Below are 26,686 nucleotides of genomic sequence, written 5' to 3'. Positions count from 1 at the left end.
CTTTTTCAAACTTTATTCAAATCCGAATTAAAGACCCAGCTTATCGCGCCAGCTTTTTGAGCCTGTGGCTTCAGCCTTACGACGACGTTCTTTCTTCGCCTCGTCCTCACCCAGATCACCGACTGCAGCAGTGGCGGCTGGCTGACGATAGCTGACCGGCGGCTCACTCAGATATTTACGCTGTGTGGCAGAACCGCCTGCGCGGTCAAGCTGCGCCTGTTTGGCGGCAGCAGCAACTGCCGGATCAGCAACAGAATCACGTGATGCATAATCTTCACGACGGCTGGCACCGCTTGGCAGAATCTGACGGCGCGGTGTGAAATCGCTCGGGCTGTCCGGTGCAATCGGCGAAACGAAATTCGGGTTGTCGCGGTTTGCTTCAATCTCTGCACGCAGACGCTTGCGGCGCTCTTCCGGCGATTCCGGCCATGAAGGATCACCGGCGCGGGCAACACTTTCCTGCGGCTGCGGCAGGCTTTCTTTCTGCCCTGCAACAGGCTTCACCAGCTCCGGACGCGGCTTATATTCAATACCGGTTCTCTTTTTCGGACCGATTGTAGCAATGGATGACATATCATCCAGCAATTGCGTGCTGGCTGACTTGCCTGTTCCATAGGTCGGATCGGACACGCAACCGGCAAGACCCAAACTGGCCAGCACTGTTGCGAAAGCGAAAATGCGTCCTTCAATCTTCATGAGCACCACTTTTATCCGTATTCGGCCAGATTACCCAACCACCGCTACATTAAATTTCATGCATTATGGCGTTATCCGTACTTTCCGGCAACTCCAAGGCATGAAAGCAGATTTTCACTGCCGACAAAATATTTCAATGCAGTGCCTTAGCACGGCAGAAAATATGCGGCAATCACTGATAACTGCTTGTCAGAGCGGTTCCTGTTAAAATTGAATTACCGGAACCGCTCTTTTTCTTTGTTTTACGCATTATCCAACGCAAACCGCTTCGCACTTTTGCTGGAAATGCTTACCTGTGATCGCCGCAGATTCATACTTATCCCAAACGACCAAGAGCTTTCAGCTCATGCAATGCCGCAGCATCGCGTGCCGATACATCAGGGAACTCAGAATCACTGCCGACATCATTGGTATAACGCCATGAACGGGCGCATTTTGTACCGTCTGCCTTAGCAGGCACAACAGCAACACCCTTCACATCGCTCAACGCGAATGCCTCACCGGCAACCGGCTGGTCGCTGATGGTCAATCCGCTGGTGATGCAGATCTCAGCCATATCCAGACCCTGTACCGCTGAGAGCAGCGACGCATCGGTGATATGCACCAGAGGCGCAGCTTCCAGCGACGAGCCGATACGCTTGTCCGCACGTTCCAGTTCCAGAGCGCCGGTAACAACGCGGCGTACATCGCGCACCTTGTCCCATTTCGCAGCCAGAACCGGATTATTCCATTCAGCAGGAATGTTGCGGAACTGCTCCAGATGCACGGAAACCGCATCTTTATAACGGTCAAGCCATGCTTCTTCCGTTGTGAAAGGCAGCATCGGTGCGAGCCATGTCACGATATTATCGAACAGGTGACGCACGGTCTGCAAAGCAGCTTTGCGGCGCAGGCTCGATGGTGCATCGCAATAAAGCGCATCTTTGCGGATATCGAAATAGAAAGCCGACAACTCGATATTGGTGAAGTCGATCAGCGCACGGGTGATGCGTTTGAATTCAAATGCATCATAACCATTGCGAACAACTTCATCCAGCTCGCTCAGGCGATGCAGCATCAGCTTTTCAAGCTCCGGCAGATCGGCATAGGCAACTTCTTCGCCTTCATCATGCGCCAATGTACCCAGCATCCAGCGGATAGTGTTACGCAGCTTGCGGTAAGCATCGATATTGGTCTGGATGATGCTCTTGCCGAGGCGCTGATCGTCCCAGTAATCCGAGGTCATCACCCAGAGACGCAGAATATCTGCACCGGAATCCTTGATGATTTCCTGCGGGGTCACTGTATTGCCGAGCGACTTCGACATTTTCTTACCATGCTCATCCATGGTGAAACCATGGGTCAGCACTGCATTATAAGGTGCACGGCCACGGGTTCCGCAGCTTTCCAGCAGCGAGGAATGGAACCAGCCGCGATGCTGATCCGAACCTTCCATATAAAGATCGGCAGGCCATTTCAGATCAGGGCGGTCTTCCAGCGTGAAAGTATGGGTTGAACCGGAGTCGAACCAGACATCGAGAATGTCGGTAACCTGCTCCCAAGCCTCACCGGCGCGGTTGCCGAGGAAACGCTCACGCGCACCTTCTGCAAACCATGCATCAGCACCCTCCACTTCAAAAGCCGCGAGAATACGTTCATTCACAGCTTCATCAATCAGCACTGCGCCATCTTCGGCTGCGAAAACGCAGATCGGCACGCCCCATGCGCGCTGGCGTGACAGCACCCAGTCAGGACGATTTTCAATCATCGCACGCAGGCGGTTCTGTCCGGCAGCCGGTACAAAACGTGTATCATCAATGGCTTTCAGAGCGCGGGAACGCAGCGTTGTGCCGTCGCCCAGTTCTTTGTCCATATAGACGAACCATTGCGGTGTATTGCGGAAGATGATCGGTTTTTTCGAGCGCCATGAATGCGGATAGGAATGCTTCATGCGGCCACGGGCGAACAGCAGACCACGCGCGATCAGTTCTTTGATAACCGCTTCATTGGCATCACCCTTCTTGCCGTTATCATCAATAACGCGGGCAGCACCGCCTTCACGGTCAGGGCCGAAACCCGGTGCATCGGCAGTATAGAAACCGCCATCATCCACAGGGAAAGGAATCGCAGGATTGATACCGCGTGCTTCGAGTTCACGTGCAGCATCCATCCATGCTTCAAAGTCTTCACGACCATGGCTTGGCGCAGTGTGAACGAAGCCTGTACCGGCATCATCAGTCACATGCTCACCGGCAACCAGCGGCACGATAAATTCATAACCGCCACCAAAGCCTTTGAGCGGATGGGCTGCGGTCATGCCATGCAGCTGTGCAGTGGAAACATCGCGCAAACGATTAAAAGTCAGCTTGGCTTTCTTGAAGCATTCCTCAGCCAGATTATCAGCGAAGATCAGCTTCTCACCAGCCTGCGGGCCAAAATCATTTTCCGCGCCGGTCACTTCATAAAGACCGTAGGAAACCTTTGGCGAATAGGCGATGGCGCGGTTGCCCGGAATTGTCCAAGGTGTCGTCGTCCAGATCACCACATGCGCGTCAGCCAGTTCCGGCACGGATGTGACAGGGAATTTCACCCAGATCATATCCGACTCAACATCGTGATATTCAACTTCGGCCTCGGCCAGAGCAGTGCGCTCAACAACTGACCACATAACCGGCTTGGAACCGCGATAAAGCTGGCCGGAACGGGCGAATTTCAGCAATTCACCGGCAATGCGGGCTTCCGCATGGAAATTCATTGTGGTGTATGGCTGTTCAAAATCACCGGTGATTGCCAGACGTTTGAACTCATCGGTCTGAACCTTGATCCAGCCTTCAGCAAATTCACGGCATTCCTTGCGGAATTCATTAACCGGCACTTCGTCTTTATTCTTGCCCTGCGCACGGTATTTTTCTTCGATCTTCCATTCGATCGGCAGACCGTGGCAATCCCAGCCTGGGACATAGTTCGAATTATAGCCGCGCATCTGGAACGAGCGGGTGATCACATCTTTCAGCGTCTTGTTCAGCGCATGACCGATATGGATATTACCATTGGCATATGGAGGGCCGTCATGCAGCACCCAAAGCGGACGATCCTTGGCATCTTCACGCAGCTTCTTGTAAAGATTCATCTCTTCCCAGCGAGCGACCAGCAACGGCTCACGCTGCGGAAGGCTGGCACGCATCGGAAAGTCGGTCTGCGGCAGGTTAAGCGTTTTGGAATAATCGATTTTTTCAGCAGTCATTATCTTGAGCATTCAGTTGGACTGCCGGAGCACAATGCAGGCACTATGCTGCTCTCAGGCAGGCAGTCTTAAGAAAATATATATCCTGAAATTGCGGCAGAGTTCATCATGCCTCAGGATGTCAGCTATTCTTCCCGGACCTTTCCCCCTGAACCATCCGGTCAGGCTTAAGAAAAGGCCGGGCCAATAATTCGGCCGGCATAGCGCAGCATTATAAATATCGAGTATTGTCTCATCATGGTGATGCTTTTACCAATGCAGGCGCGCAGAATAAAGAGGCAAGACAGATAAACTTTGCCCTTCCGGCAGATTTTCAAAGCAAATAAGCCGTTACTTTTCTAAAAGCTGACGGTTTTCGCTCAAAACATCAGTCCAGCGTAAAATCAAAACGATAGGTTGCCGAAACACCAACCGTCAGCTGATGGCGCGATCCGCGCTCGGATACAAGGCTGGAGCGTGCTGCTTTACCCTGCAATTTAGTATATTCGGCATAAAGGCTGGTTGTGATTTTATCGGTTGTCATCCATGTCACTGCGCCGCCCAGTCCGGCAGACGCAATTCCCCCGCCATCCGGATCATAAACGGAAAGACCGCTGGCAACGGACTCCTCAGCATTAATACCATAATAGGTATCAAGATATTTCTCGGAGGCAAAAGACATGCGCGGCCCGCCGGAAACACGGATAGCAGGCGTTACATCATAAAATGCATCCCCTGCCAGTTCGCCGACAATACCATTATGCGCCCGAACTCCGTGACGCAGCTCTGAACGCAGACGAAACCAGTCTGTCGGGTAGAATTCCATGAAGCCGCCGACCTCACCGCCCCATGGCACATCTTTCAAGCCATCGGCCTGACTGCCGCCACGCGCCATCAAAAACTCACCGGTCAATCCCACGCGAAAATCTTCCATATCCATCAGAGCGAAGGAAATATTGTCATTGCGGGATGAAAAGCGCTCTGCAACGCCTGTGCGGCCAAAAGAAATCAGAGGCTGCGCACTCATTATATATTTGCTGGAGCCTGTAAAACGGGGCTGGCGGTAAAAGTCACCGCCGACGGTCAGTGACCAGTCTCCGGACCAGAAATGTTTTCCTGATGATTGTCCGCTCTCTTCAGCCAAAGCCGGATGAATGAATGATGCAGCAGATAAAACAGCCAATCCGGCAATCCGGAACCGGTTAAACATATTACGCAAAACGCATACTCCAGACGCCATTTGCAGGCGGACAAACAGGTATGCGCTTATTTTTCAAGTAAAGCGGTAAATATATTCTGAAATATTGAGATCAATTCAGCTGCGGGAGAATGTCAGATAGGAATCCAGCAAAGAAAGCGGCTGTACAGCGGATAATATTGCCCGTGCTTCAGCTTCATCCTGCCGCATCTGCAACATCAATGCATCAAGCGAATCGAATTTCTCTTCTCCGCGTAAATAAGCAAAGAAAGATACAGAGCAGAATTCGCCGTAAAGATCGCCTGAGAAGTCAAACAAGAATGTCTCAAGCAGTGCGCAACCATCACTATCCACGGTCGGGCGGCGGCCAAAACTGGCAACACCATCATAAAGCGTGCCGTCAGCACGGCGGAAACGCACAGCATAGATACCGTGCTTCAGATTGGTCTGCTCCGGCAGCGCCATATTAGCTGTCGGAAAACCAAGCGTGCGCCCCAGTTGCTTGCCTTTAATAACTGTACTGGCCAGCGTGTAGCGGTAGCCCAACAGTCCCGCGGCTCCCGCCACGTCACCTTCCGCCAGATGGGAGCGAATGCGCGAGGAGGAAACCACCTCGCCGCCCTCATCGGTGAAAGGCTCAATCAGCGTGACGCCGAAACCGTGTTTCTCACCCGCCTGTTTCAAAAATTCCGGATTGCCCTGCCGCTTTTTGCCGAAGTGAAAATCAACGCCGGTAATGACTTCCGATGCACCCAGCCGCCCGATCAATGCCTGATCGATGAATTCCTGCGCGCTCAGGCATGAAAAACCGGCATCAAAACCCTGCTCCACCACAACGTCAAAGCCAAGCAAACCGAGAATCGCTGCTTTTTCCTGCGCATCAGTCAGACGGTCAACCGGCTGATCCGGATTGAAAAAACTGCGCGGATGCGGCTCAAATGTCAGCACAACAGCCGGACAATTGCGCTCTTTGGCCAGTTGCAGGGTTTTTTCAAGCACAGCCTGATGACCGCGATGCACACCGTCAAAATTGCCGATTGCCACCACACCGCCGCGCATATGCGCAGGCAGCGGCTCACTGCCGTTCACACCGCAGGTGAGACGAAGAATTGCGGATTTTGCAGCAAATTCTGAAGGCATCGCAGTCATTGAGTTGTTTCAGATCAGTTGTTCAGGGATTAAAAACTTCCGGCAATCACACCAGATAACGCATCACTGCTGCCGGTGCCTCGCCGTGACGGCCAAGAAATGCCAGCAGCTTGTCGTGATCGACTTCGCCCTTGGCCACATAATCAGCCGCGTGAATACCGCCGGAAATATACAGCACATCCACGCCGTAATTCTGCGCGCCTTTCACATCGGTCAGCATACCATCGCCGATAGCAAGGATGCGGGATTTATCAACAGGCTTGCCGGTCAGTTTTTCTGCGGCCTGCATTGCGGCCGCATAAATCGGGTGATGCGGCTTACCGGCGATAAGTGTGCGACCGCCGAGCTGCGTATAATCACGCGCCAGTGCACCGGCACACCAGATCAGGCGGGTGCCGCGCTCTACGACGATATCAGGATTAGCGCAGATGAACGGCAGATTGCGAGAACGGAAACGCTGCAGCAATTCGGCATAATCTTCAGGCTTTTCCACTTCGTCATCGACCAGACCGGTACAGACAACACCGGATGCCTCATATTCTTCAACCAGCTCCACATCCAGCCCGTCATAGATCGCCAGTTCGCGCTCAGGTCCCAGATGATAGATTTTACGCGGGCCTGCAGCGATCAGATCACGCGTAACATCACCGGATGTCACGATCTGGTCATAGCTTTCATTGGTGATACCCATCATTTCCATCTGTGCGGCAACACCGGGAAACGGGCGCGGCGAATTAGTAATCAGCACCACTTTGACACCGGCCTCGCGGGCACGTTTCAGAGCATCTGCAGCCGGACGATAGGCTTCCACCCCATTATGCAACACGCCCCAGACATCACTGAAGATCACATCATAGCGGTCAAAAAGATCATCGAGTTTCGCCGGATGCAGCATAAAACTATCCTTAAATCAATTATCTCCGCAGCTAAACGGAGCACAGGCGCACCATTCGCGCGCACGGATCTGCATGAAAGACGCGGTCGAAGCCAAAGCTTCAGGCGCCGGATTTTATAAATGCTCTAAACCAACAGGCAGCATATGTCACCCGTTTTACGTGAGCGAAAATATCACAACACTGTTTATAATTTGACGCAGCACGGAACCACGCCGCTCATGTTTCATTAACTCTACCCTGTACCCAGTTTTTTTACTGTGTTTCGTGACGGCTTGTTAGAACCAATCCATTACCATCAGAGAGAATGAAAAGATTGAATCGCGTTTCCTGTCTTGCCTGCCGTTATCTGAAACGTCACACGACCGGAAACAGACGGACAATAAGAAGACTATATTCCGGCCTGTGCCGGCAGGAGAGATTATGCGTTGCGTAAAAAGCCCAAAACAGCGATCCGGCAGTTTTTCTGCACTGATAATGCGGTTTCGCAGAAACCAGACCGGCGCTATTGCCCCGCTTTTCGCATTGATGCTCCCGCCTATTCTTTTTGCAATGATGCTGGCGATTGACACTGCCAATCTGATGCGTGTGCGCGGAAATGTTCAGCAGTCACTTGATGCCGCTGCGCTGGCTGTAGGTAAGCGCTTCACTGTCGTTTCGGAAGAAAGCCAGATCCGGGCATTCGGCAAAAAAATATTTGATGCTAATCTGCGTGCCATCGAACCGGACAAAACTCAATTTACTCTGGAGTTTCCTAAAGGTCGCGATTCAGACCAGCAAATCGTTGCCGGCGCATCCTTCCGTTATATTTCATTTTACGGAAGAGCCGTAATGGCAATGACGAAAGATGAAGTTGACTGGGATAAATATACTTTTTCAATGTCTGCAACTGTACGCCTTAAGAATACTCTGGAAGTCGCTCTTGTCCTTGATAATTCCGGCTCGATGGCTGACCCCGGTTCGGGCTCAGGTCTCAAACGCATAGATTTACTTAAGCAGGCATCCACTCAACTTGTAGACAAGCTGGCAGAACAGGCCAAGCTTATAACGCATCTTGAAAATCCGGTACAGTTTTCCCTGGTTCCTTTTGCTGCCTCAGTCAATATCGGCCCTGAAAACCAGACCCAGCTATGGATGGATCAGACCGGCATTTCGCCGGTTCATTATGAAAACTTCACCATGCCCACGGCAAACAACCCTATCAATGTCGGGTACAATAAAAATATCATTCTTCGTGATGGTGCTTATTTTAAACAAGGGTCTGGTTGGGGAAGCGAAAACGGCCATTATTTCACGCGGTTCAGCCTGTATAATGACATGCAAACCACACGTGGCAGAACATATACAAGCTGGAAAGGTTGTGTAGAAGCACGCCCGGGTGAGTATGGCATTAATGCTGATCGCCCGACGATTGATAAGCCTGACACGATGTATGTGCCGATGTTCGCCCCCGATGAATATGACACCAGCCGCTCTCTGAACCATTGGTGGTCGGATAACGGGGGACGCTACGACAGCTATCAAACGATGCAACGGGATTTGAAAAAATACTACATCGCGCAAAACACGTCTGGTGAAGGAACATCCGGTCCGAATTACAGCTGCACAACAACGCCGATCACTACACTTACAGATGTAACAACTGACAATGGCCTGAGAACGGTAAAAAATGCCATTGCCAAAATGCAACCGGATGGCGGTACAAATGTGCCGGAAGGTATGGTCTGGGGCTGGAGAACGCTTATCCAGAATTCGCCATTTGCAGGCGGAAGAGCTATTTCGGAGCGGGGCAATGATAAAGTCGTCATTGTTCTGACCGATGGTGCCAACACTTATTACCGTTACAACTCACTCGGCGGTACAGACTATGCAAACAACATATCCAACTATTCTTCACTGGGATATACCGCAGTTACAACTAAATCCTACGACAGAACACGTATCTTTCAGGAAGCGCGCGGCGCCAGCAATGTTCATGACAATGCCTATTATACTGAAGCACTGAATGCGCGCTTCAAAAAATTGTGCGAGCTTGCAAAACAGGACAAAATCATGGTGATGACTGTTGCGCTTGATCTGCGGCAGAACAATGCGACAGATCGCAAGCAGATGGAAACTATGAAACAATGCGCCTCAGAATCTCGGGTGCGATTTGATAAGGACTTTCCTACCCAGCGGGCAAAACTTTTCTGGAATACAACCGGCGGCAATCTTGAACAGACATTCCGCGAAATTGCCGATGAATTATCCAATCTGCGTGTTGTCCGCTGATTGATGAGAAAAACCACGGCGCGGCTGCACAGAGCCCGCCGTGGTTTTATGTTTTTCACCCTCACAACAGAATTCATACCGCCTTCACATTCGAACAATAATATCCGAAACCCAGCGACACGCTTTTGAGACATGTAAATTTGTTGCCGTCAGGCACTTATAAATCCGCAGGACGGGCATCATATTTGTGCCTAAGCATCTGATTTACGATGCCCCCTGTCAGTTTTTACAGGGTTTATTACCGGCAATATTGTCTTTTATGTCTGCCGGAAACCTTGACTCCGAAACGGCTCTTTCCTATATCAAAAGCACGTTAGCACTCACACAAAGAGAGTGCTAATAATCCACGGGCCGAAAGGCCTTCAACTCATTTTGCTGCCTTATTTCAAGGCGTATTTTCAAGGGTTATATCCATGGCAGAGATCAATTTCCGCCCTCTTCATGACCGCGTTGTCGTTCGTCGTGTAGAATCGGAAGCAAAGACAGCCGGTGGCATCATTATTCCTGATTCAGCCAAAGAAAAGCCGTCTGAAGGCGAAGTTGTCGCCGTTGGTTCCGGCAACCGCGATGAAAGCGGCAAGCTGGTTGCTCTGGACGTTAAAGCTGGCGACCGCGTTCTGTTCGGCAAATGGTCCGGCACAGAAGTGAAGATCGGCGGCGAAGACCTGCTGATCATGAAAGAATCCGACATTCTCGGAATCATTGCCTGATTTTCGATTTAGCCTGAGCGGTTCATAGCCCGGGCTTATTCATCATTCCTTTTCAACAGTTCAAATCGGGAAGCCTTGAAGGCAAGACCTCAGGCTCCAGGAGAGAAAAATGGCTGCTAAAGACGTAAAATTCGGTCGTTCAGCGCGCGAAAAAATGCTGCGCGGCGTCGATATCCTTGCAGATGCTGTTAAAGTAACGCTCGGCCCTAAAGGTCGTAACGTTGTTATCGACAAATCTTTCGGTGCGCCACGCATCACCAAAGACGGTGTATCGGTTGCCAAAGAAGTAGAACTTGAAGACAAGTTCGAAAACATGGGCGCACAGATGCTGCGCGAAGTAGCAAGCAAGACCAATGACACTGCCGGTGACGGTACAACAACCGCTACCGTTCTCGGTCAGGCGATCGTTCAGGAAGGCGCAAAAGCTGTTGCTGCCGGCATGAACCCGATGGATCTGAAGCGCGGTATTGATCTGGCTGTGACTGAAGTTGTTGCAAACCTCCTCGGCAAAGCTCAGAAAATCAACACTTCTGAAGAAGTTGCTCAGGTTGGCACAATCTCCGCTAACGGTGAAGCTGAAATCGGCCGCATGATTGCGGAAGCGATGCAGAAAGTCGGCAACGAAGGCGTCATCACTGTTGAAGAAGCCAAGACAGCTGAAACCGAGCTGGAAGTTGTTGAAGGTATGCAGTTTGACCGCGGCTACCTGTCTCCTTATTTCGTAACCAACCCAGAAAAGATGGTTGCAGAACTGGAAGACGCTTACATCCTTCTGCACGAAAAGAAGCTTTCCAATCTGCAGGCTCTTCTGCCGGTTCTCGAAGCTGTTGTTCAGACCTCCAAGCCACTCGTCATCATTGCTGAAGACGTAGAAGGCGAAGCACTGGCAACTCTGGTTGTTAACAAGCTGCGCGGCGGCCTGAAAATTGCTGCTGTTAAGGCTCCTGGCTTCGGCGATCGTCGTAAGGCAATGCTCGAAGATATCGCTATCCTCACCGGTGGTCAGGTTATCTCCGAAGATCTCGGCATCAAGCTGGAATCCGTGACCCTCGACATGCTCGGCCGTGCGAAGAAAGTTGCGATCACCAAAGAAAACACAACTGTTGTTGATGGTGCCGGTTCGAAAGCTGAAATCGAAGCCCGCGTTGGCCAGATCAAACAGCAGATCGAAGAAACTTCTTCCGACTACGACCGCGAAAAGCTGCAGGAACGTCTTGCCAAGCTCGCTGGCGGTGTAGCAGTTATCCGCGTTGGCGGTGCAACTGAAGTTGAAGTTAAAGAACGCAAAGACCGCGTTGACGATGCTCTGAACGCAACCCGCGCTGCGGTTGAAGAAGGTATCGTACCTGGTGGCGGTACTGCCCTGCTCCGCGCATCGGCTAAGATTACCGTTACAGGTATCAATGCTGATCAGGACGCCGGTATCAACATCATCCGTCGTGCGATCCAGGCTCCTGCCCGTCAGATCACCACAAACGCCGGTGAAGAAGCATCCGTAATCGTTGGTAAAATCCTCGAAAACGCTTCCGAAACCTTTGGTTACAACACTGCAACCAACGAATATGGCGATCTGATCAAAGCTGGTGTTGTTGATCCGGTTAAGGTTGTACGTACTGCTCTGCAGAACGCAGCTTCTATCGCTGGCCTGATGATCACCACCGAAGCCATGATTGCTGAACTGCCGAAGAAAGACGGCGGCATGCCAGCAATGCCAGGCGGCGGCATGGGCGGCATGGGCGGCATGGATTTCTAAGAAATCCATCCGAGCATTTCGTAGCACAGGCGTGAGCGCCTGTACGGCCACGATAATGCGGCTAAGAAATGAAAAAGCCTCTGAGAAATCAGGGGCTTTTTTTACGCCCATGAGAGAATAAGCCTGCACCGCAAAGCGGTGCGGGTAGCGGCATGGACTTCTAAGAAGTCCATAAAGCTCGTTTTCCAAAATAATCAGAGCTGCAAAGCAGTTCTGAAACGAGAAAGCCTCCGATTTGTCGGAGGCTTTTTTTATATCAAAACACTAAAATCTGCACGGCATAGCGATGCGGCACAGGATATAGCTTGCCTTATGCATTCAAGCTGATTATGTAGCCTCTCCATTTTTCAGGAGAGATATTTCTAAATAAATTGTAACCAATGCGATTAGCGACCATCACAATTGCAATGCATTATTTTTTTAAAGTTACTGTACTTAATGATAACTCAAAATTATTTTAGTATCTCCTTAAGGATCAGGCTTTAAAGATTGAAAATCTGCAGCTTGCGCTGGTCGGCACTCCTATTTGCCCCCGCTTGAAGGAACTGCTGACCGCGCATAGGGAAGACGGGGAAACCCGTCTTCCCACGCCTTTCTCAGCACAATTTCCGCTTTTCACAAGTCATAAATAAGAGCTCCGATATGCCATTTGCGCTTGTGAAGCCATGGTTCAGCCTGTTAGCTGACCTCTTCATCTGAGCACTCTGTTTTACATATAAATGCTTCACACTTTCCGGAATGCGCTATAGGTTTGCATTTACAAGCTTCGCTGTTCTGATCTGAACAGTGCTTTCATTGCACCGCAACGGAGGGAAGACGAATGCGTAAAGAACACCCGATTACAACGGCACCGCAGGACGGACGCACAATCACGGTACTCTGGACAGACTTTGATGGTCAGCTCAATGAATCTCCTGCCCGTTATCGCCGGCTTGAACAGCTTCAAAAAACCGGTGGCGACTGGAATGAAAGCGATGCAGGCTGGTGGACTTTCATTGACAGCACAACCCAGAAAAAAATCGATCCTACTGCCTGGATAGAAAATCCGGATGATGAGACCGAGGACGACTGAACCGCCTTTAATATTGCACGGGCGATAACGGCACCGCACTGAAAATATTAAACTTATTTTCACTCGCGATCGTGCAGAAGCCTACACAAAACTGTGTTTTGCACGGCCTCGTAATACCTGTAACTGCTACCATATGACACTCTGACATCTTCCCAGAATACAGAACTTCAGGAGCTGTAAATGTCTGACCAACGTACCGAAACCGATAGTTTCGGCCCTATCGCTGTTGATAATGATCGTTACTGGGGTGCGCAGACCCAGCGCTCTCTGCAAAATTTTAAAATCGGAACAGATCGCCAGCCACTATCGCTCATTCATGCACTCGGCATTGTCAAACAGGCCGCAGCCGAGACAAATATTGCTCTGGGCAAACTTGATCCGGTATTAGGCCGCGCCATTACTGTGGCTGCTGCAGAGGTTGTTGAAGGCAAGCTGGACGACCATTTCCCGCTGGTGATTTATCAGACCGGTTCCGGCACGCAATCGAATATGAATGTGAATGAGGTGATCTCCAACCGCGCGATTGAAATGCTCGGCGGCACAATCGGCAGCAAAAAGCCGGTTCACCCGAATGACCATGTGAATATGGGGCAATCCTCCAATGACAGTTTCCCGACTGCCATGCATATTGCCACGGCGGTTGAAGTCACATCCCGCCTGCTCCCTGCCCTCGATCATCTGATTGATGCGCTGAAAGCCAAGGAAGAGAAATTCGCACATCTGATCAAGATCGGTCGTACCCATACGCAGGATGCCACGCCTGTCACACTGGGGCAGGAATTCTCCGGTTACCGTGCGGCGGCAGAATATGGCAGGCACCGTATTGTGCAGAGCCTGACAGATGTTTATCTGCTGGCACAGGGCGGCACAGCGGTCGGCACCGGCCTGAACTCCGCTAAAGGTTTTGATACCGGTTTTGCCGATGCGGTTGCCAATATTACCGGCCTGCCGTTTAAAACCGCCCCGAATAAATTCGAGGCACTTGCCTCCCACGGCGCTCTGCTCAATCTTCATGGCAGTTTGAATGCGCTTGCCGCTGATCTGTTTAAGATTGCCAATGATATCCGTTTTCTCGGCTCCGGCCCCCGCTCCGGCCTCGGCGAATTACAGTTGCCGGAAAATGAGCCGGGTTCATCGATCATGCCGGGTAAGGTCAATCCGACACAGGCAGAAGCTTTGACCATGGTTGCCACTCAGGTTTTCGGCAACCACACCACCGTCACCGTTGCTTCCAGTCAGGGGCATTTTGAGCTGAATGTTTTCAAACCGGTGATCGCGGCCAATGTGCTGCAATCTATCCGGCTGCTGGCTGACGGTATGAACTCCTTTGTCGATCATTGTATTGACGGTATTGAAGCCAATGAAGCCCGCATCCATGAACTGATGGAAAATTCATTGATGCTGGTAACGGCTCTCGCACCGCAGATCGGCTATGACGCAGCAGCAAAAATCGCCAAGACTGCCCATCATAATGGCACGACTTTGCGCGAGGAAGCTCTAAAAAGTGGTCTTGTCAGTGAAGCAGAATATGAAGCTTTAGTGCGTCCGGAACTGATGTTACACCCTGCATAAACTGCTCTGCAGATGAATTAATTGCAGCCCGTAACAGCGCACTGTTACGGGCCGCTTTCTTTTATAAGCTCTTGTAACCTTAACCTGCTATCAACGCAGGGCTATCGGTGTTAAATTTCAACATGCTATTTTAGGGTTCACTATTGATGAACAATATGTCAATATCTGTCTATATTTACAATACAGTCACTTATTAGTTATCCATTGCGCAACAGCAATTCATGCTGCGCACAATGAGCCTGCAGCATAAATCACTTTTCTATTGTTAACTTTTATTGCCTGGAAGCCTCTTACCCTCCTCCAGCAATATATCATCCGGAGCCTCATAATGAGCACTGTTTCCGCCTCCCAGAATTCCATTATTATTCTGATCTCCCGCATCTTTCTTGCTATTCTTTTCATTCTTGCAGGTTGGGGCAAGCTGACCGGCCTTGAAGGTACTGCGCAATATTTCGGTGCGATCGGCCTGCCAATGCCAAGCGTGACCGCAGTTCTCGTTGGTCTGGTTGAATTTGTTGGCGGCCTCGCCATTTTGATTGGTTTCCAGACCCGTATCGCAGCGGTCGTTGTTGCCCTGTTCACCATCGGCGCCACACTGGTAGCCCATATGGACTTTGCCGAAGGCATGAACGCACTGATGGCACAGAAGAACCTCGCAATTGCAGGTGGTCTGCTGCTGCTCGCCGTAACCGGTGCCGGCGCATATTCGGTTGACCGTCGCGGTCGCTAATTGCCAAACGCTTTTGACCTATCAAAAAAGGCCGCAATTCATGAGAATTGCGGCCTTTCTTTTTTTAAATATGTAAGCTTATTTCAAACTGTCACAAATACGGCTGATAATTTCCGTCACTCGCGGATTATCCAGACTGCGGCGCGCAGAAACAAGACAAGCCTGCGACTTCAGCATAATACCGTCATCCAGAATTTTCAGCCTATTGGCTCGTAATGTCGAACCGGTCGATGTGATATCAACGATAATATCCGCAGAACCGGCAGCCGGGGCGCCTTCTGTTGCACCCAAGCTCTCAACAATACGGTAAACCTGAATCCCGTGCTTCTGAGAGAAAAACTGCTGTGTCAGCCGCCAATATTTGGTGGCAATCCGCAAACGGCGACCATGACGCTGACGGAAATCCGCAGCCACATCATCCAGATCGGCCATTGTCGCCACATCATGCCAGACTTCCGGCACGGCAACGATCACATCCGCATGGCCAAAGCCAAGCTGCGTTTCAATCTGCACTTTTTCATCGGCACGTGCCAGCGTCTCACGGATCAGGTCTTCACCGGTGACACCGAGATCAACCGTGCCATAACCCAGTTCACGGGCAATTTCTGACGCGGAGAGAAACAGAATATCCACATCATCCACACCTTCAATACGGGCGCGGTAATTTCGGTCATCTTCCGGCAGAACGACATGCAATCCGGCTTTCGCCATCACTGCAATTGTTTGCTCTTTCAGGCGGCCTTTGGAAGGCAAAGCCAGTGTTACAGTCATGAGCGTGCTCCTGCCTGTGTTGCCTCGGCACATTTTTGTAAACGGTCGAGCCAGATGGAGAAACCAACACCGGAAATACGCTCTTTCGCACCCAGCATTGTCAGCAAACGATCATAACGTCCGCCACCGACAATCACACCGCAATCAGCATCACGACTGGTAATTTCGTAAACCAGACCGGTATAATAATCGAGCGGACGGCCAAAACCTGCATCATAAGTGATGATGCCGAGATCAATACCAGCCTTACGCATTTCCTCAACACGTTTGCCGAAGCTCTGCAATGCAGCGCCGAGATCAAGACCGTTTTGTTCGGCGAATTCTGTCAGCTGTACAGTCGCCTGTTCCAGCGGCACGCGAATGGACAGGAATGTCTTAAGTGCTGTCAGCACCCGATCTGCCAGCTGAACCGCAGCCAATTGCTGCTTCTCCATCAGACGCCGTGCAATCTCAGAAGGGCTGCGGCCTGCGGCCGGTGAAATACCTGCAACCTGCATTTCCTGCGCAAGTGCAGTGACCAAAGCATCTTCGCCCTGTTCATCCACAATCTGACGCAAACGCTCAGGAATGACATTACCAAGACGCGGTGATGCCAAATCCTGCAAGGCCTGTTCCAGTAGTTCAGCACTACCAAAAGCACGCGCCAGCTTTTTCTGCCAGCCACGTGGCAGGCCGAGAGATGCCAGAACAGCTTCAAAAACAGACTGATCGCCGAGCAGCACCTGCAATGACGCATTAGGAGCTGCCTGATGCACAGCATTCAACGCATCGCTCAGAGAGCGCGCATCGGAGGCCGGTTCATTATCGCCGCCAAGATCTTCGATACCGGCCTGATGAAAGCTGGTGCCGCCTTCACGGCGCTGGCGGAAAACCTCGCCAATATAGGAATAGCGCTTCGGCGTGGCTGCATTCAGCGCAATATGATTGCGGCAGACCGGAATGGTGAATTCCGGACGCAAGCACAGACTGTCGCCATTTTCATTCTCGGTCAGAAAAATCCGGCTGCGCAAATCCTCACCGGCCATATCCAGGAACGGATCGGCCGGTTGCAGGATCGGAATATCAACGGCTTCACTCGACGTGGTTGCAAAATAAGACGCCAGATCAGCGGCAATATCTGCTGTTTGACGATTGCTCATTTTACTTCGCCTGCCTGCTTAGTTCCTGCAAACGATCCTCAGCCTGTTCAGCCAGAATACGCTTCACTTCCGCAACCAGATCAGCTTCCTTGACAGTGATCTGTGCCGGACGGCTGGCGCGCCATTCCTCATTACTTTCGATCTCACCGGAAAGACGCTTGCCCTCGATCAGATCCTTAATCTGGATTTCGCCATTGGCACGTTCGTCACCACCCTGAATAATCGCAAGCGGTGCATTGCGGCGGTCCGCATATTTCAGCTGATTACCGAACTTCTTCCAGTTACCCTGATACATCTCGGCACGGATACCGGCATCGCGCAGATCCTGCGTGAATTTCTGGTAGCGGCCGAGGCTTTCGGCATCACCATCCATCACCGTAATGACAACCGGCGCCATTGCATCTTCTGTGCCAAGCTTGCCAAGGTTTTTCAGCGCTGTCATCAGACGGGAAACACCGATCGAAAAACCTGTTGCCGGAACCGGCTGGCCGCGGAAACGTGATACCAGACCATCATAACGGCCACCGCCGCCAACAGAACCGAATACGACTTTTTCACCCTTTTCGTTGGTGACGTCGAATTGCAGTTCGGCCTCATAAACAGGACCGGTGTAATATTCGAGACCACGCACAACAGACGGATCGATTTTGACGCGACCGGCATAGCCGCCTGCATCAAATAAAATCTGCATCTGCGCGAGTTCTTCAACGCCTTCTGTGCCACGGGCATTGCCTTCAACAACAGCACGTAAATTCGCGATGGTCTGCTGACCATCCTCCGCACCGGCAGCAGTAAAATCGAGCACTTTGGCAATTGCCGCAGCATCAAGGCCAGCACCTTTGGTAAAGTCGCCGGATTCATCGCGGCGGCCTTCGCCGAGCAGCAGTTTCACGCCCTCTTCGCCAAATTTGTCGAGCTTGTCGATGGCACGCAGCACATTGAGGCGGCGTCCGGCATTGTCATCGCCGGCCAGACCAATCGCTTCCAGAACACCGTCGAGAACCTTACGGTTATTGACGCGGATCATATAATCGCCGCGCTGAATGCCGAGACGCTCCAGCGTATCCGCTGCCATCATGCACATTTCCGCATCGGCAGACACGCCCGGTGCACCAACAGTATCCGCATCAAACTGCATGAACTGGCGGAAACGGCCAGGACCCGGCTTTTCATTGCGGAATACCCAGCCATTGCGATAGGTGCGGAACGGCAGCTGAATTTCATTGAAATTCTCAGCCACATGACGCGCCAGCGGCGCAGTCAGATCATAGCGCAGCGACAGCCATTGTTCATCATCATCCTGAAGCGAGAACACACCTTCATTCGGACGATCCTGATCCGGCAGGAATTTGCCCAGCGCATCAGTATATTCAACAAGCGGCGTTTCAATCGGATCAAAACCGTAGCGCTCATAAACCTCACGGATAGTCGCCAGCATTTTCTCAGCAGCACGCAGATCATGAGGCTCACGGTCCACAAAGCCGCGCGGCAACCGCGCTTTCATCTTCTCCGCTTTATTTGCCATGATACTGATCCGCTAAACTTGAGTTATCTTGAAGATTAAATGCCTTAATATGCTTGAAAGGCGCGTATGTTTCCTAACCGATCAGTTTGCATGCGGCAAGAGCAAGATCCGCGCAGAAACATATTATGCTGGCCGTACAAAATCCTGCCGCAAGCGCTCAATCACCGGGCGGCAATAACAACCTTCCAGATGATCATTGACCAACCCCATCGCCTGCATAAAAGCATAGACTGTTGTCGGGCCGACAAATGACCAGCCGCGCCTCTTCAAATCCTTGCTGATACGGGTAGAAATCTCGGTTAAAGGGTTCGCTTTATAGGCAGCCAGATCAAATCGTGCCGGCCGGTCTTTCGGCTGCGGCTCAAAGCTCCAGAAATAAGCAGCCAGCGAGCCTTTTTCGGCAATCAGATCAATCGCACGACCTGCATTATTAATCGCTGATTTGATCTTGCCGCGGTGGCGTACAATGCCCTTATCCTGCATCAGACGCTCAACATCTTCATCAGTAAACTGCGTCATTTTATGAAAATCAAACTCTGCAAAAGCACGGCGGAAATTTTCACGCTTACGCAGAATTGTCAGCCATGACAGGCCTGACTGAAAGCCCTCCAGACAGATTTTCTCGAAAAGACGGCGATCATTATCAACCGGAAATCCCCATTCCGTGTCATGGTAAAGCAGATAATCCGGCAAACCGCCATGCCAACCACAGCGCACACGCCCGTCTCCCCCCAAATGCAATCCTGCTTCCAGAACCGGTATATCCTGCGTCATTTTTCACCCGCGCCATCTCTGCCCAAACCAACGAGTCTCTCTATAGCATATTTCATTTGACATGGAACAAAAAAAGAACATATCTTCCGTTTCAAGACAGAAATCAGCCACGAAACCCAACCCGAAATATTTACCTGCTGATAACCAAAAGAGAAAGTTTTCATCGCATTTGCGCATCCGCAAGGCAGTGATTCACCTTTTCAAAAGGGTCAGGCATCACAGTCGAGGCAAAGGAATCTGCATGTCTCGCCTGCTGCACAGTGCATCACAGTTTCAGGCATGACTTCAACACAGGACGATCTGATGAAACCACGTCATCTGCTGCTGATCGCATCCATTGCTGCTTTTGCCCTGTCCGCCATTTCAGCTGGCGGAGCATTTGCCAATGACCGTTATGCCACACCGCCGCCTCTGGTTCTCAGCCCTGATCTGAGTGCGCCTTGGGTCACTCAATTGCAGCCACAGCGCTATGCCACTCAGCTTGCGCCATCAAAGCCGCGTATCTACCGCAACAGCGGATCACAAGGCATTCAGGCACCGGCGCAACGCTCCGCCACACGCCAGCAAGCACGCACAAAACAGGATAAAGCCCTGCAACGGAATGCAACCTATCAGCAGGGTTCATTCATCCGCACCAGCGCGGCAGCACCGCAAAATCCTGCAAAGGCTGCGGGCGGTATGAACCCGATCTATTTGCCGCAGGAAGTTGATTACTCAGCCTCCCATAAGTCCGGAACAATCGTGATCGATACGAGAAACAAGTTTCTGTATCTTGTCGGAGATAATGGCAAAGCCCGCCGCTACGGCGTAGGTGTCGGTAAAGAAGGTTTCAGCTGGAAAGGTACAGAAACCGTGAGCCGCAAGGCCGAATGGCCGACATGGCATCCGCCGAAAGAAATGATTGCCCGCGAGCGCAAGAAAGGCCGCATTCTTCCTGTCCGTATGGAAGGCGGTATTGCCAATCCGCTCGGCGCACGTGCGCTGTATTTAGGCAATACGCTCTATCGTATTCACGGCACCAATGCGCCGTCCACCATCGGACGGGCAGTATCCTCCGGCTGTATCCGCATGCGCAATCAGGATGTGGAAGACCTCTATGAACGGGTGCCGGTGGGCACAAAAGTCGTCGTTCTCTGAGTCTATCCTGAAGAGCAGAATAGGATTTTTGCTTAAACGCCTCAAAATCAAAAGCCCTGTATCAGACGATGATACGGGGCTTTTCTATTCATTGCATGGCAAGCTGCGCTTTTACTCGCATCTCGCCTCCGGCAGCCTGTCAGGCATTGCACACGCAAGAAGAAATCTGTCCGGCAACAGACAGGCTTGTGAAAAACCACCCCCAATAATTTATCGCTTTTGACATAAGCCGGTCTTGCAAAAACTGTAAGAACTGATTCAAGATTGCGTTCTGCAAAGTGCTTCGCCGGTTTATCCCAAACAATGCGATGAAATTACCGGCGCAAAAAACAGAAAAGGAATAAGGACATGACCGTAGCTGCGATCAAACTGAACGACGGCAACTCCATTCCGCAACTGGGTTTCGGTGTATGGCAGGTCAGCGATGAAGAAGCCGTCGCCAGTGTGACAACCGCGCTTGAAACCGGCTACCGTCACATTGATACTGCCGCAATTTACAAGAATGAAAAGGGTGTCGGTCAGGCAATTCGTAATTCCGGCATCGCACGTCAGGATATTTTTCTGACAACGAAAGTCTGGAATGACGATCAGGGTTATGATTCCACCCTGAAAGCTTTTGATGCTTCGGCTGAGCGCCTCGGCACAGATTATTTTGATCTTTATCTCATTCACTGGCCAATGCCGAATAAAGATAAATTTCTTGATACATGGCGTGCACTCATCAAATTGCGTGAAGAAGGCCGTGTGAAATCAATCGGCGTTTCCAATTTCCGCACAGCTGATCTGCAACGCATCCTGCGTGAAACAGATGTTGTACCGGCCATCAACCAGATCGAGCTGCACCCTTATTTCCAGCAGGATAACCTGCGCCAGTTCCACCAGCAGCATAATATCGCTACAGAAGCATGGAGCCCGCTCGGACAGGGTAAAATTCTGGACAATCCGGTTTTGAAAGCCATTGCCGCCAATCACGGCAAATCTGTCGCTCAGGTCATTCTGCGCTGGCATCTGGATATCGGCAATGTTGTCATTCCGAAATCAGTCACCCCTGCCCGTATTAAAGAAAATTTTGAAGTCACAGATTTCAAGCTTCCGGGTATCGAGCATGACGAGATCAACAAGCTGGATGCTTCTGACGGACGTATCGGGCCTGATCCGACAACCTTCGGTTAATCTGTCATTTCGAAATATATTTTTCAAAAAATCTGCTTAATTATCAAAGCACTCGTATAAATTATACGAGTGCTTTATTTTAACATGAATAAATCAGCAAAAATCTGATGGTGTCAAACTATTGATTTTATTTTTACTGAAAAATTAAATTAAAATATAAATATTTATCAAATTAATTAAATTTCTAAATACAAAACGACATAAAATTAATTAACCAATACATCAAGATTGCAACTAATAATCACCACCACCCTTTTTATTACCTGCATTTTATTGCAGTATCCATTTATGGTTTTTTTCATATGATGAGTTATAAATTTCCAATAGAGAAAGGACGATTTTTTTCCGCCTGTTAATTTATTATATTTCCGGTTTTTTCTGAAATCAGATTATGAAAATTCCATGCAATTTTAAGAATTAAAACAGAGCCAAGTATAAATATATTTTATTCAATTTTTTAAGGTGAAAAATGTCAATTGTTGTCAATCTTGATGTTGTTTTAGCACGTAAAAAAATCCGCTCACGCCAGCTTGCGGCCGATATAGGCATTACGGAACCCAATGTATCCCTGCTCAAATCCGGCAAAGTGCGCGGCATACGCTTTGAAACACTGGCAAAAATCTGCCGTGTCCTTGAATGCCAGCCAGGCGATATTCTTGAATATCGCGATGAGGTCGGCACCCCGCATTAATGCAACCGGCGACTGAGCACATATAGACAGTTTAAAAATCAGACACACAAAAGCCGCGCGATCAGTGACCAGCGCGGCTTTTTTATAAGAAACCAATATTTCCCGTCAGAGAAACATCAGCTGATCCTGATTATTAATGATGGAAAGACGAAATGCCGTATCCGTCATTTGCAACTGCGCTGCCGCCGGTTTCAACGGAGAGCAAGCCCAATCCGGTAAACAGGATTGCAGACAACATAAGGACGGTCAGGAGCGTGGCGCTCTTTGCGGACATGGAAACAAGTCTCCCGGAAGCGGACTAAATTCAGCATGAACCGGCACATTGCATAAAGATGCACACGGACTCAGCATTGTTGAAAGGTGCTTCCAGATATAAGCAGCCGATCTTAACAGCAATAAAACATGCGCAAGATACACGCTAAAAACACATACAAAAATCAGTTTGATTTTCATTGTGGCAGATCAGCAACTGAAACGGCTCTGTGCAGTGTAAAAACCCGATCTCACTCAATCAAATAGTAACCATAGATCTTTACGCATAAGCAAAATACGCCACCCAAGCCCCAAATTTCCGGCTGAGCCACCGCAGTGAGTCTCCGTGACAAGCGCAATGACAGCGCCACAAATGGCCACTGCATTTCCTTTGCCGAGGATTTCTCCGTTTATTTTGCTGCTCTGTTTTTTAACATCGAGGTTACAGCACTCTTTATCACTTGACCTGCCAGCCTTCTCTCTGCCATCCGTAGCCGATGCGCGCAAATTACAGAATGCAACGACTGCTTATTGACCTTCCCCTGCAACCGGATCACCCCATTGAGGCTCCGGCGGATATGGCACATTACCTGCTCAATGTTCTGCGTATGCGGGACAATGACAAGATTTTGCTGTTCAACGGGCGGGATGGTGAATGGCTCGCGCATATAGAGCAAACAGGCAAAAAACGCGTCACTCTGCACCCTGCCGAGCAAACACGTCCGCAGCCGCCGGCATCTGATTTTCATTATTGTTTTGCCCCGCTGAAAACCGGCCGCATGGATTATATTATACAGAAAGCCGTGGAAATGGGCGCTTCCGTCTTACAGCCGGTTATCACCCAGCATTGCCAGATGCCCAAGCTCAACAGCGAGCGGATGCAGGCCAATATGCGTGAAGCCGCAGAACAATGCGGAATTCTCATCCTGCCGGAATACAGGGAGCCGTTGCGCTTTGATAAATTCATGGAGCAATGGGATGAAGCACGCGCGCTGATATTCTGTGACGAGGCCGCCGAGGGCAACAATCCCCTGCCATTATTGACCAGCCTGAAAGGCAAGCCTGCCGGTGTTTTCATTGGTCCTGAAGGCGGCTTTTCAGAAGATGAACGTCAATATTTGCATAAGCAGGATTTTGTGACAGCGATTCCGCTTGGCCCCAGAATTTTACGCGCTGATACCGCTGCGGTAGCAGCCATGGCTGTGATTCAGGCAAGTATCGGCGACTGGCAGTAATCCTGTTATTTTATCCACCACTCACGGCATAATTCCGGCAATAGCGCATTTTTTTTCAGGGTTCTTCGCAACAGGACAAGGCTCAATTACGCGTCCTGTTATTATTCCAAATAATTATGCCCAATAATTCCACTTGCGTGTTGGATAAAAAAACGCCAATCACATATATGAATAGTGACAACTACAAAATAGGGTAATGCAAAGCATGGCTCGGGATACCACAGACGAAACAGCCATTTCCGGCATTGAGGAACTGGCTGAATATCTCGCAGAAGGCTGTAAGCCACAGGACAAATGGCGCATCGGCACTGAGCATGAGAAATTTCCCTATTATACCAAAGATAACAGCCCTGTTCCCTATGAAGGCACGCAAGGCATCCGTGCCATTCTGGAAGCGATGCAGCTGCGTCTTGGCTGGGATCCGATTATCGACGAAGGCAAACTGATCGGTCTGGTCAGCCCGCAGGGTCAGGGTGCAATTTCTCTGGAACCCGGCGGCCAGTTTGAGCTCTCCGGTGCACCGCTGCAGACCATTCATCAGACCTATGCGGAAGCCAGTCAGCATCTGAAAGATGTGCAGACAATTGCGGCACCGCTCGGCATCCGTTTCCTTGGTATGGGCGGCAGTCCGAAATGGACGCGTGCTGAAACGCCGGTTATGCCGAAATCCCGCTATGCCATTATGACAGCCTATATGCCTAAAGTCGGCAGTCAGGGGCTGGATATGATGTATCGCACCTCGACCATTCAGGTGAATCTCGACTTCGGTTCTGAAACGGATATGCGCCACAAAATGCAGGTCAGCATGAAGCTGCAATCTGTCGCGACTGCGCTTTTTGCCTCCTCGCCATTCACGGAAGGCAAATCCAACGGCCTGCAATCATGGCGCTCAGACATCTGGCGCGACACGGATAACAGACGTGCAGGTGTCCTGCCATTCGTGTTCTCAGAGCGCTTCGGCTTTGCTGATTATGTAGACTGGGCGCTGGATGTGCCGATGTATTTCATCATGCGCGGCGGCCACTATATTGACTGCACGCATATTACATTCCGCCAGTTTCTGAACGGCGCAATGAAGGATCATCCGACTGCCGGACAGCCTAATATGGGCGACTGGGCGAACCATATTTCCACACTGTTTCCGGAAGTCCGCCTTAAGCGCTTCCTCGAAATGCGTGGTGCTGACGGTGGCCCGCTGCCCCATATTGCAGCACTTTCCGCTTTCTGGGTTGGCCTGCTCTATGATCAGGATGCACTGAATGCGGCGCTGGATCTGACAAAGGACTGGGATTTCGAGCAAGTGGTTGCAATGCGTAACGCTGTGCCAGCAAGCGGTCTTGCCACGCCATTCGGCAAGGGCAAAGTCGCAGATATTGCAGCACAGGCAGTCGCAATCGCGTCTCAGGGGCTTAAGAGCCGTAAAAATACGGATGAAAACGGGCGCGACGAGAGTATCTATGTTGAACCGCTGGAAGCTATTGCCAAGTCAGGAAAACCATTGGCAGAGGTAATGCTGTCTCACTTTGACAGCGACTGGAACCAGTCTGTCGAGCCGGTTTTTAAGGCCTATTCCTACTAATCGCTTTCATGAATAAAGAGCGGCTGCCTGATTCAAAAAATGCAGCCGCTCTTTTTTATTTTTGCAATTTGCACCTGACATTGTGTCAACATACACAATGATTTCCTTAACAAAGCTGAACAGGTCTTAATAAAAGCAAACCACAATATATTAAATTTGACTTATCTTATATTTATCCAAGTAAAGATGTTGAAAAACTGCAATAAAACCATTTGCCTTCATTAAGATATTCCATATGATTACCGGAACTTAACCGGAGCATGGCATGCAGACACTACTTGACCTGGATCAGTTGCGTACTTTTCTGCTGATTGCCGAAACCGGTAGCTTCACCAAAACGGCTGACAGTGTTTTCCGAACCCAGTCTGCGATTTCCATGCAGATACGCCGCCTTGAAGAACGTATCGGCAAGCCGCTTTTTGCCCGCGAAGGGCGTCATCTCCTGCTGACACCGCATGGCGAAAAACTGCTGAATTATGCAAGGCGTCTTATTGAGCTGAACAATGAAACGGTTGCCTCATTCCGCACCGATAAAATGAAGGCCAATATACGTATCGGCCTGCCCGATATTTATCTGGAACATATGGTGCAGGATGCTTTGCAGCCTATATTCCGTGATTATCCGGCATTTGAAACCATTCTGCATTGTGAACCGACAGATGCGCTGATTGACCATATCCGCCGCGGGGCACTGGATCTTGCCCTCATCACCCATAATACGGGGCAAAAACGCTCGGAAGTTCTCAATACCAGCCGTTTTGTCTGGGCAACCTCAGCGGAAAATTCTCCGCATGAAGAGCCTGTTATACCGCTGGCAATGAACAAGACAAATTGCAGCTGGCGCAAAGTGCTGACAGATACACTCAACACGATACAGCGCGAGTATCGTATCGTTTTATCCACATCCTCCGCCCGATCCATCCTCATGGCGGTGCGCTCCGGCAGCGCAATCTCGATTCTGCCTGACAATATGGTGGGAAGCGGTATGCGCATACTCAATGAGGAAGACGGATTCCCCAAACTGCCCTCCTGCGCTTTGTCACTCATTCGTGCGCAGGGAATTCATGCACCCGCCATTGATCTGATCGCCGGTGCCATTAAAACCAGCTTCCGAAAACCGATCCGCTTTTCAGAATAATCAAATCCATTTCTGGCAAAACTGTT

General features: G+C 50.5%; 22 protein-coding genes. 12 read left to right on the top strand and 10 right to left on the bottom strand.

What is annotated here, in order from left to right; translation table 11 throughout:
• Positions 1 to 27: 27 nt before the first annotated feature.
• The 5 genes from K1X45_RS13985 to K1X45_RS13965 form a co-directional block, all read right to left on the bottom strand.
• On the bottom strand, positions 28 to 696 hold the full coding sequence (locus K1X45_RS13985; protein ID WP_075654416.1) for a hypothetical protein: 669 nt from the start codon (positions 694 to 696) through the stop codon (positions 28 to 30).
• 316 nt (positions 697 to 1,012) lie between these two features.
• Positions 1,013 to 3,919: an isoleucine--tRNA ligase gene (gene ileS / locus K1X45_RS13980; RefSeq protein ID WP_220159200.1), complete on the bottom strand. Its 2,907-nt coding sequence runs from the start codon at positions 3,917 to 3,919 to the stop codon at positions 1,013 to 1,015.
• Positions 3,920 to 4,286: 367 nt separating this feature from the next.
• On the bottom strand, positions 4,287 to 5,108 hold the full coding sequence (locus tag K1X45_RS13975; RefSeq protein ID WP_220160517.1) for a MipA/OmpV family protein: 822 nt from the start codon (positions 5,106 to 5,108) through the stop codon (positions 4,287 to 4,289).
• Between the two features lie 105 nt (positions 5,109 to 5,213).
• Positions 5,214 to 6,236 carry a bifunctional riboflavin kinase/FAD synthetase gene (locus tag K1X45_RS13970; protein ID WP_220160516.1) on the bottom strand — a complete coding sequence of 341 codons (1,023 nt, stop codon included), beginning with the start codon at positions 6,234 to 6,236 and terminating at the stop codon, positions 5,214 to 5,216.
• 55 nt (positions 6,237 to 6,291) lie between these two features.
• Positions 6,292 to 7,140 (bottom strand): TIGR01459 family HAD-type hydrolase, encoded by an 849-nt coding sequence (locus K1X45_RS13965; RefSeq protein ID WP_151158391.1) that lies wholly within the window; start codon positions 7,138 to 7,140, stop codon positions 6,292 to 6,294.
• 421 nt (positions 7,141 to 7,561) lie between these two features.
• Here K1X45_RS13965 and K1X45_RS13960 point away from each other — a divergent pair, with 421 nt between their 5' ends.
• From K1X45_RS13960 to K1X45_RS13935, 6 genes are all read left to right on the top strand, one after another.
• Positions 7,562 to 9,409, top strand: coding sequence for a TadE/TadG family type IV pilus assembly protein (locus K1X45_RS13960; protein WP_255560430.1), 1,848 nt, complete (start codon positions 7,562 to 7,564; stop codon positions 9,407 to 9,409).
• Between the two features lie 413 nt (positions 9,410 to 9,822).
• Positions 9,823 to 10,119 (top strand): co-chaperone GroES, encoded by a 297-nt coding sequence (groES, locus tag K1X45_RS13955; protein ID WP_022711248.1) that lies wholly within the window; start codon positions 9,823 to 9,825, stop codon positions 10,117 to 10,119.
• Between the two features lie 109 nt (positions 10,120 to 10,228).
• Positions 10,229 to 11,872 (top strand): chaperonin GroEL, encoded by a 1,644-nt coding sequence (gene groL / locus K1X45_RS13950; RefSeq protein WP_075654413.1) that lies wholly within the window; start codon positions 10,229 to 10,231, stop codon positions 11,870 to 11,872.
• Between the two features lie 820 nt (positions 11,873 to 12,692).
• Positions 12,693 to 12,944 carry a hypothetical protein gene (locus K1X45_RS13945; RefSeq protein ID WP_220159199.1) on the top strand — a complete coding sequence of 84 codons (252 nt, stop codon included), beginning with the start codon at positions 12,693 to 12,695 and terminating at the stop codon, positions 12,942 to 12,944.
• Positions 12,945 to 13,124: 180 nt separating this feature from the next.
• Positions 13,125 to 14,516, top strand: coding sequence for a class II fumarate hydratase (gene fumC / locus K1X45_RS13940; RefSeq protein ID WP_220159198.1), 1,392 nt, complete (start codon positions 13,125 to 13,127; stop codon positions 14,514 to 14,516).
• A gap of 328 nt (positions 14,517 to 14,844) precedes the next feature.
• Positions 14,845 to 15,246 (top strand): DoxX family protein, encoded by a 402-nt coding sequence (locus K1X45_RS13935; RefSeq protein ID WP_220159197.1) that lies wholly within the window; start codon positions 14,845 to 14,847, stop codon positions 15,244 to 15,246.
• Between the two features lie 78 nt (positions 15,247 to 15,324).
• Here K1X45_RS13935 and hisG read toward each other — a convergent pair whose 3' ends face one another.
• From hisG to K1X45_RS13915, 4 genes are all read right to left on the bottom strand, one after another.
• Positions 15,325 to 16,017, bottom strand: a complete 693-nt coding sequence (hisG, locus tag K1X45_RS13930; RefSeq protein WP_151158395.1) for an ATP phosphoribosyltransferase — start codon at positions 16,015 to 16,017, stop codon at positions 15,325 to 15,327.
• On the bottom strand, positions 16,014 to 17,156 hold the full coding sequence (locus tag K1X45_RS13925) for an ATP phosphoribosyltransferase regulatory subunit (RefSeq protein ID WP_220159196.1): 1,143 nt from the start codon (positions 17,154 to 17,156) through the stop codon (positions 16,014 to 16,016). The genes hisG and K1X45_RS13925 overlap by 4 nt, the downstream gene beginning before the upstream one ends.
• Position 17,157: 1 nt before the next feature.
• Complete coding sequence (gene hisS, locus K1X45_RS13920; protein ID WP_220159195.1) at positions 17,158 to 18,681, bottom strand: histidine--tRNA ligase; 1,524 nt, start codon at positions 18,679 to 18,681, stop codon at positions 17,158 to 17,160.
• A gap of 123 nt (positions 18,682 to 18,804) precedes the next feature.
• Entirely contained in the window at positions 18,805 to 19,455 is a 651-nt protein-coding gene (locus K1X45_RS13915) for a DNA-3-methyladenine glycosylase I (RefSeq protein WP_220159194.1), read from the bottom strand.
• 303 nt (positions 19,456 to 19,758) lie between these two features.
• Between K1X45_RS13915 and K1X45_RS13910 the strand changes: the two genes are divergently transcribed.
• The 3 genes from K1X45_RS13910 (at position 19,759) to K1X45_RS13900 (ending at position 22,456) form a co-directional block, all read left to right on the top strand.
• Positions 19,759 to 20,592, top strand: a complete 834-nt coding sequence (locus tag K1X45_RS13910) for a L,D-transpeptidase (protein ID WP_220160514.1) — start codon at positions 19,759 to 19,761, stop codon at positions 20,590 to 20,592.
• Between the two features lie 348 nt (positions 20,593 to 20,940).
• Positions 20,941 to 21,765: an aldo/keto reductase gene (locus tag K1X45_RS13905; protein ID WP_220159193.1), complete on the top strand. Its 825-nt coding sequence runs from the start codon at positions 20,941 to 20,943 to the stop codon at positions 21,763 to 21,765.
• Between the two features lie 469 nt (positions 21,766 to 22,234).
• Complete coding sequence (locus K1X45_RS13900; RefSeq protein ID WP_121993780.1) at positions 22,235 to 22,456, top strand: helix-turn-helix transcriptional regulator; 222 nt, start codon at positions 22,235 to 22,237, stop codon at positions 22,454 to 22,456.
• A 133-nt stretch (positions 22,457 to 22,589) separates the two neighbouring features.
• Here the strand turns inward: K1X45_RS13900 and K1X45_RS13895 are convergent, their stop codons facing one another.
• On the bottom strand, positions 22,590 to 22,730 hold the full coding sequence (locus K1X45_RS13895) for a hypothetical protein (protein WP_162994564.1): 141 nt from the start codon (positions 22,728 to 22,730) through the stop codon (positions 22,590 to 22,592).
• A 475-nt stretch (positions 22,731 to 23,205) separates the two neighbouring features.
• Here K1X45_RS13895 and K1X45_RS13890 point away from each other — a divergent pair, with 475 nt between their 5' ends.
• From K1X45_RS13890 to K1X45_RS13880, 3 genes are all read left to right on the top strand, one after another.
• A complete protein-coding gene (locus tag K1X45_RS13890; RefSeq protein ID WP_220159192.1) occupies positions 23,206 to 23,943 on the top strand; it encodes a 16S rRNA (uracil(1498)-N(3))-methyltransferase in 738 nt (245 codons plus the stop codon).
• 205 nt (positions 23,944 to 24,148) lie between these two features.
• The gene (locus K1X45_RS13885; protein ID WP_220159191.1) at positions 24,149 to 25,522 is read left to right on the top strand and encodes a glutamate--cysteine ligase; all 1,374 of its coding nucleotides are present in this window, start codon (positions 24,149 to 24,151) and stop codon (positions 25,520 to 25,522) included.
• A 265-nt stretch (positions 25,523 to 25,787) separates the two neighbouring features.
• Positions 25,788 to 26,660 carry a LysR family transcriptional regulator gene (locus tag K1X45_RS13880; protein ID WP_220159190.1) on the top strand — a complete coding sequence of 291 codons (873 nt, stop codon included), beginning with the start codon at positions 25,788 to 25,790 and terminating at the stop codon, positions 26,658 to 26,660.
• Positions 26,661 to 26,686: the final 26 nt, after the last annotated feature.

Origin of the sequence: Pseudochrobactrum sp. Wa41.01b-1, from assembly GCF_019464455.1 — a bacterium.
Classification (GTDB): domain Bacteria; phylum Pseudomonadota; class Alphaproteobacteria; order Rhizobiales; family Rhizobiaceae; genus Pseudochrobactrum; species Pseudochrobactrum saccharolyticum.
This window is presented reverse-complemented; position numbering and strand designations above follow the sequence as displayed.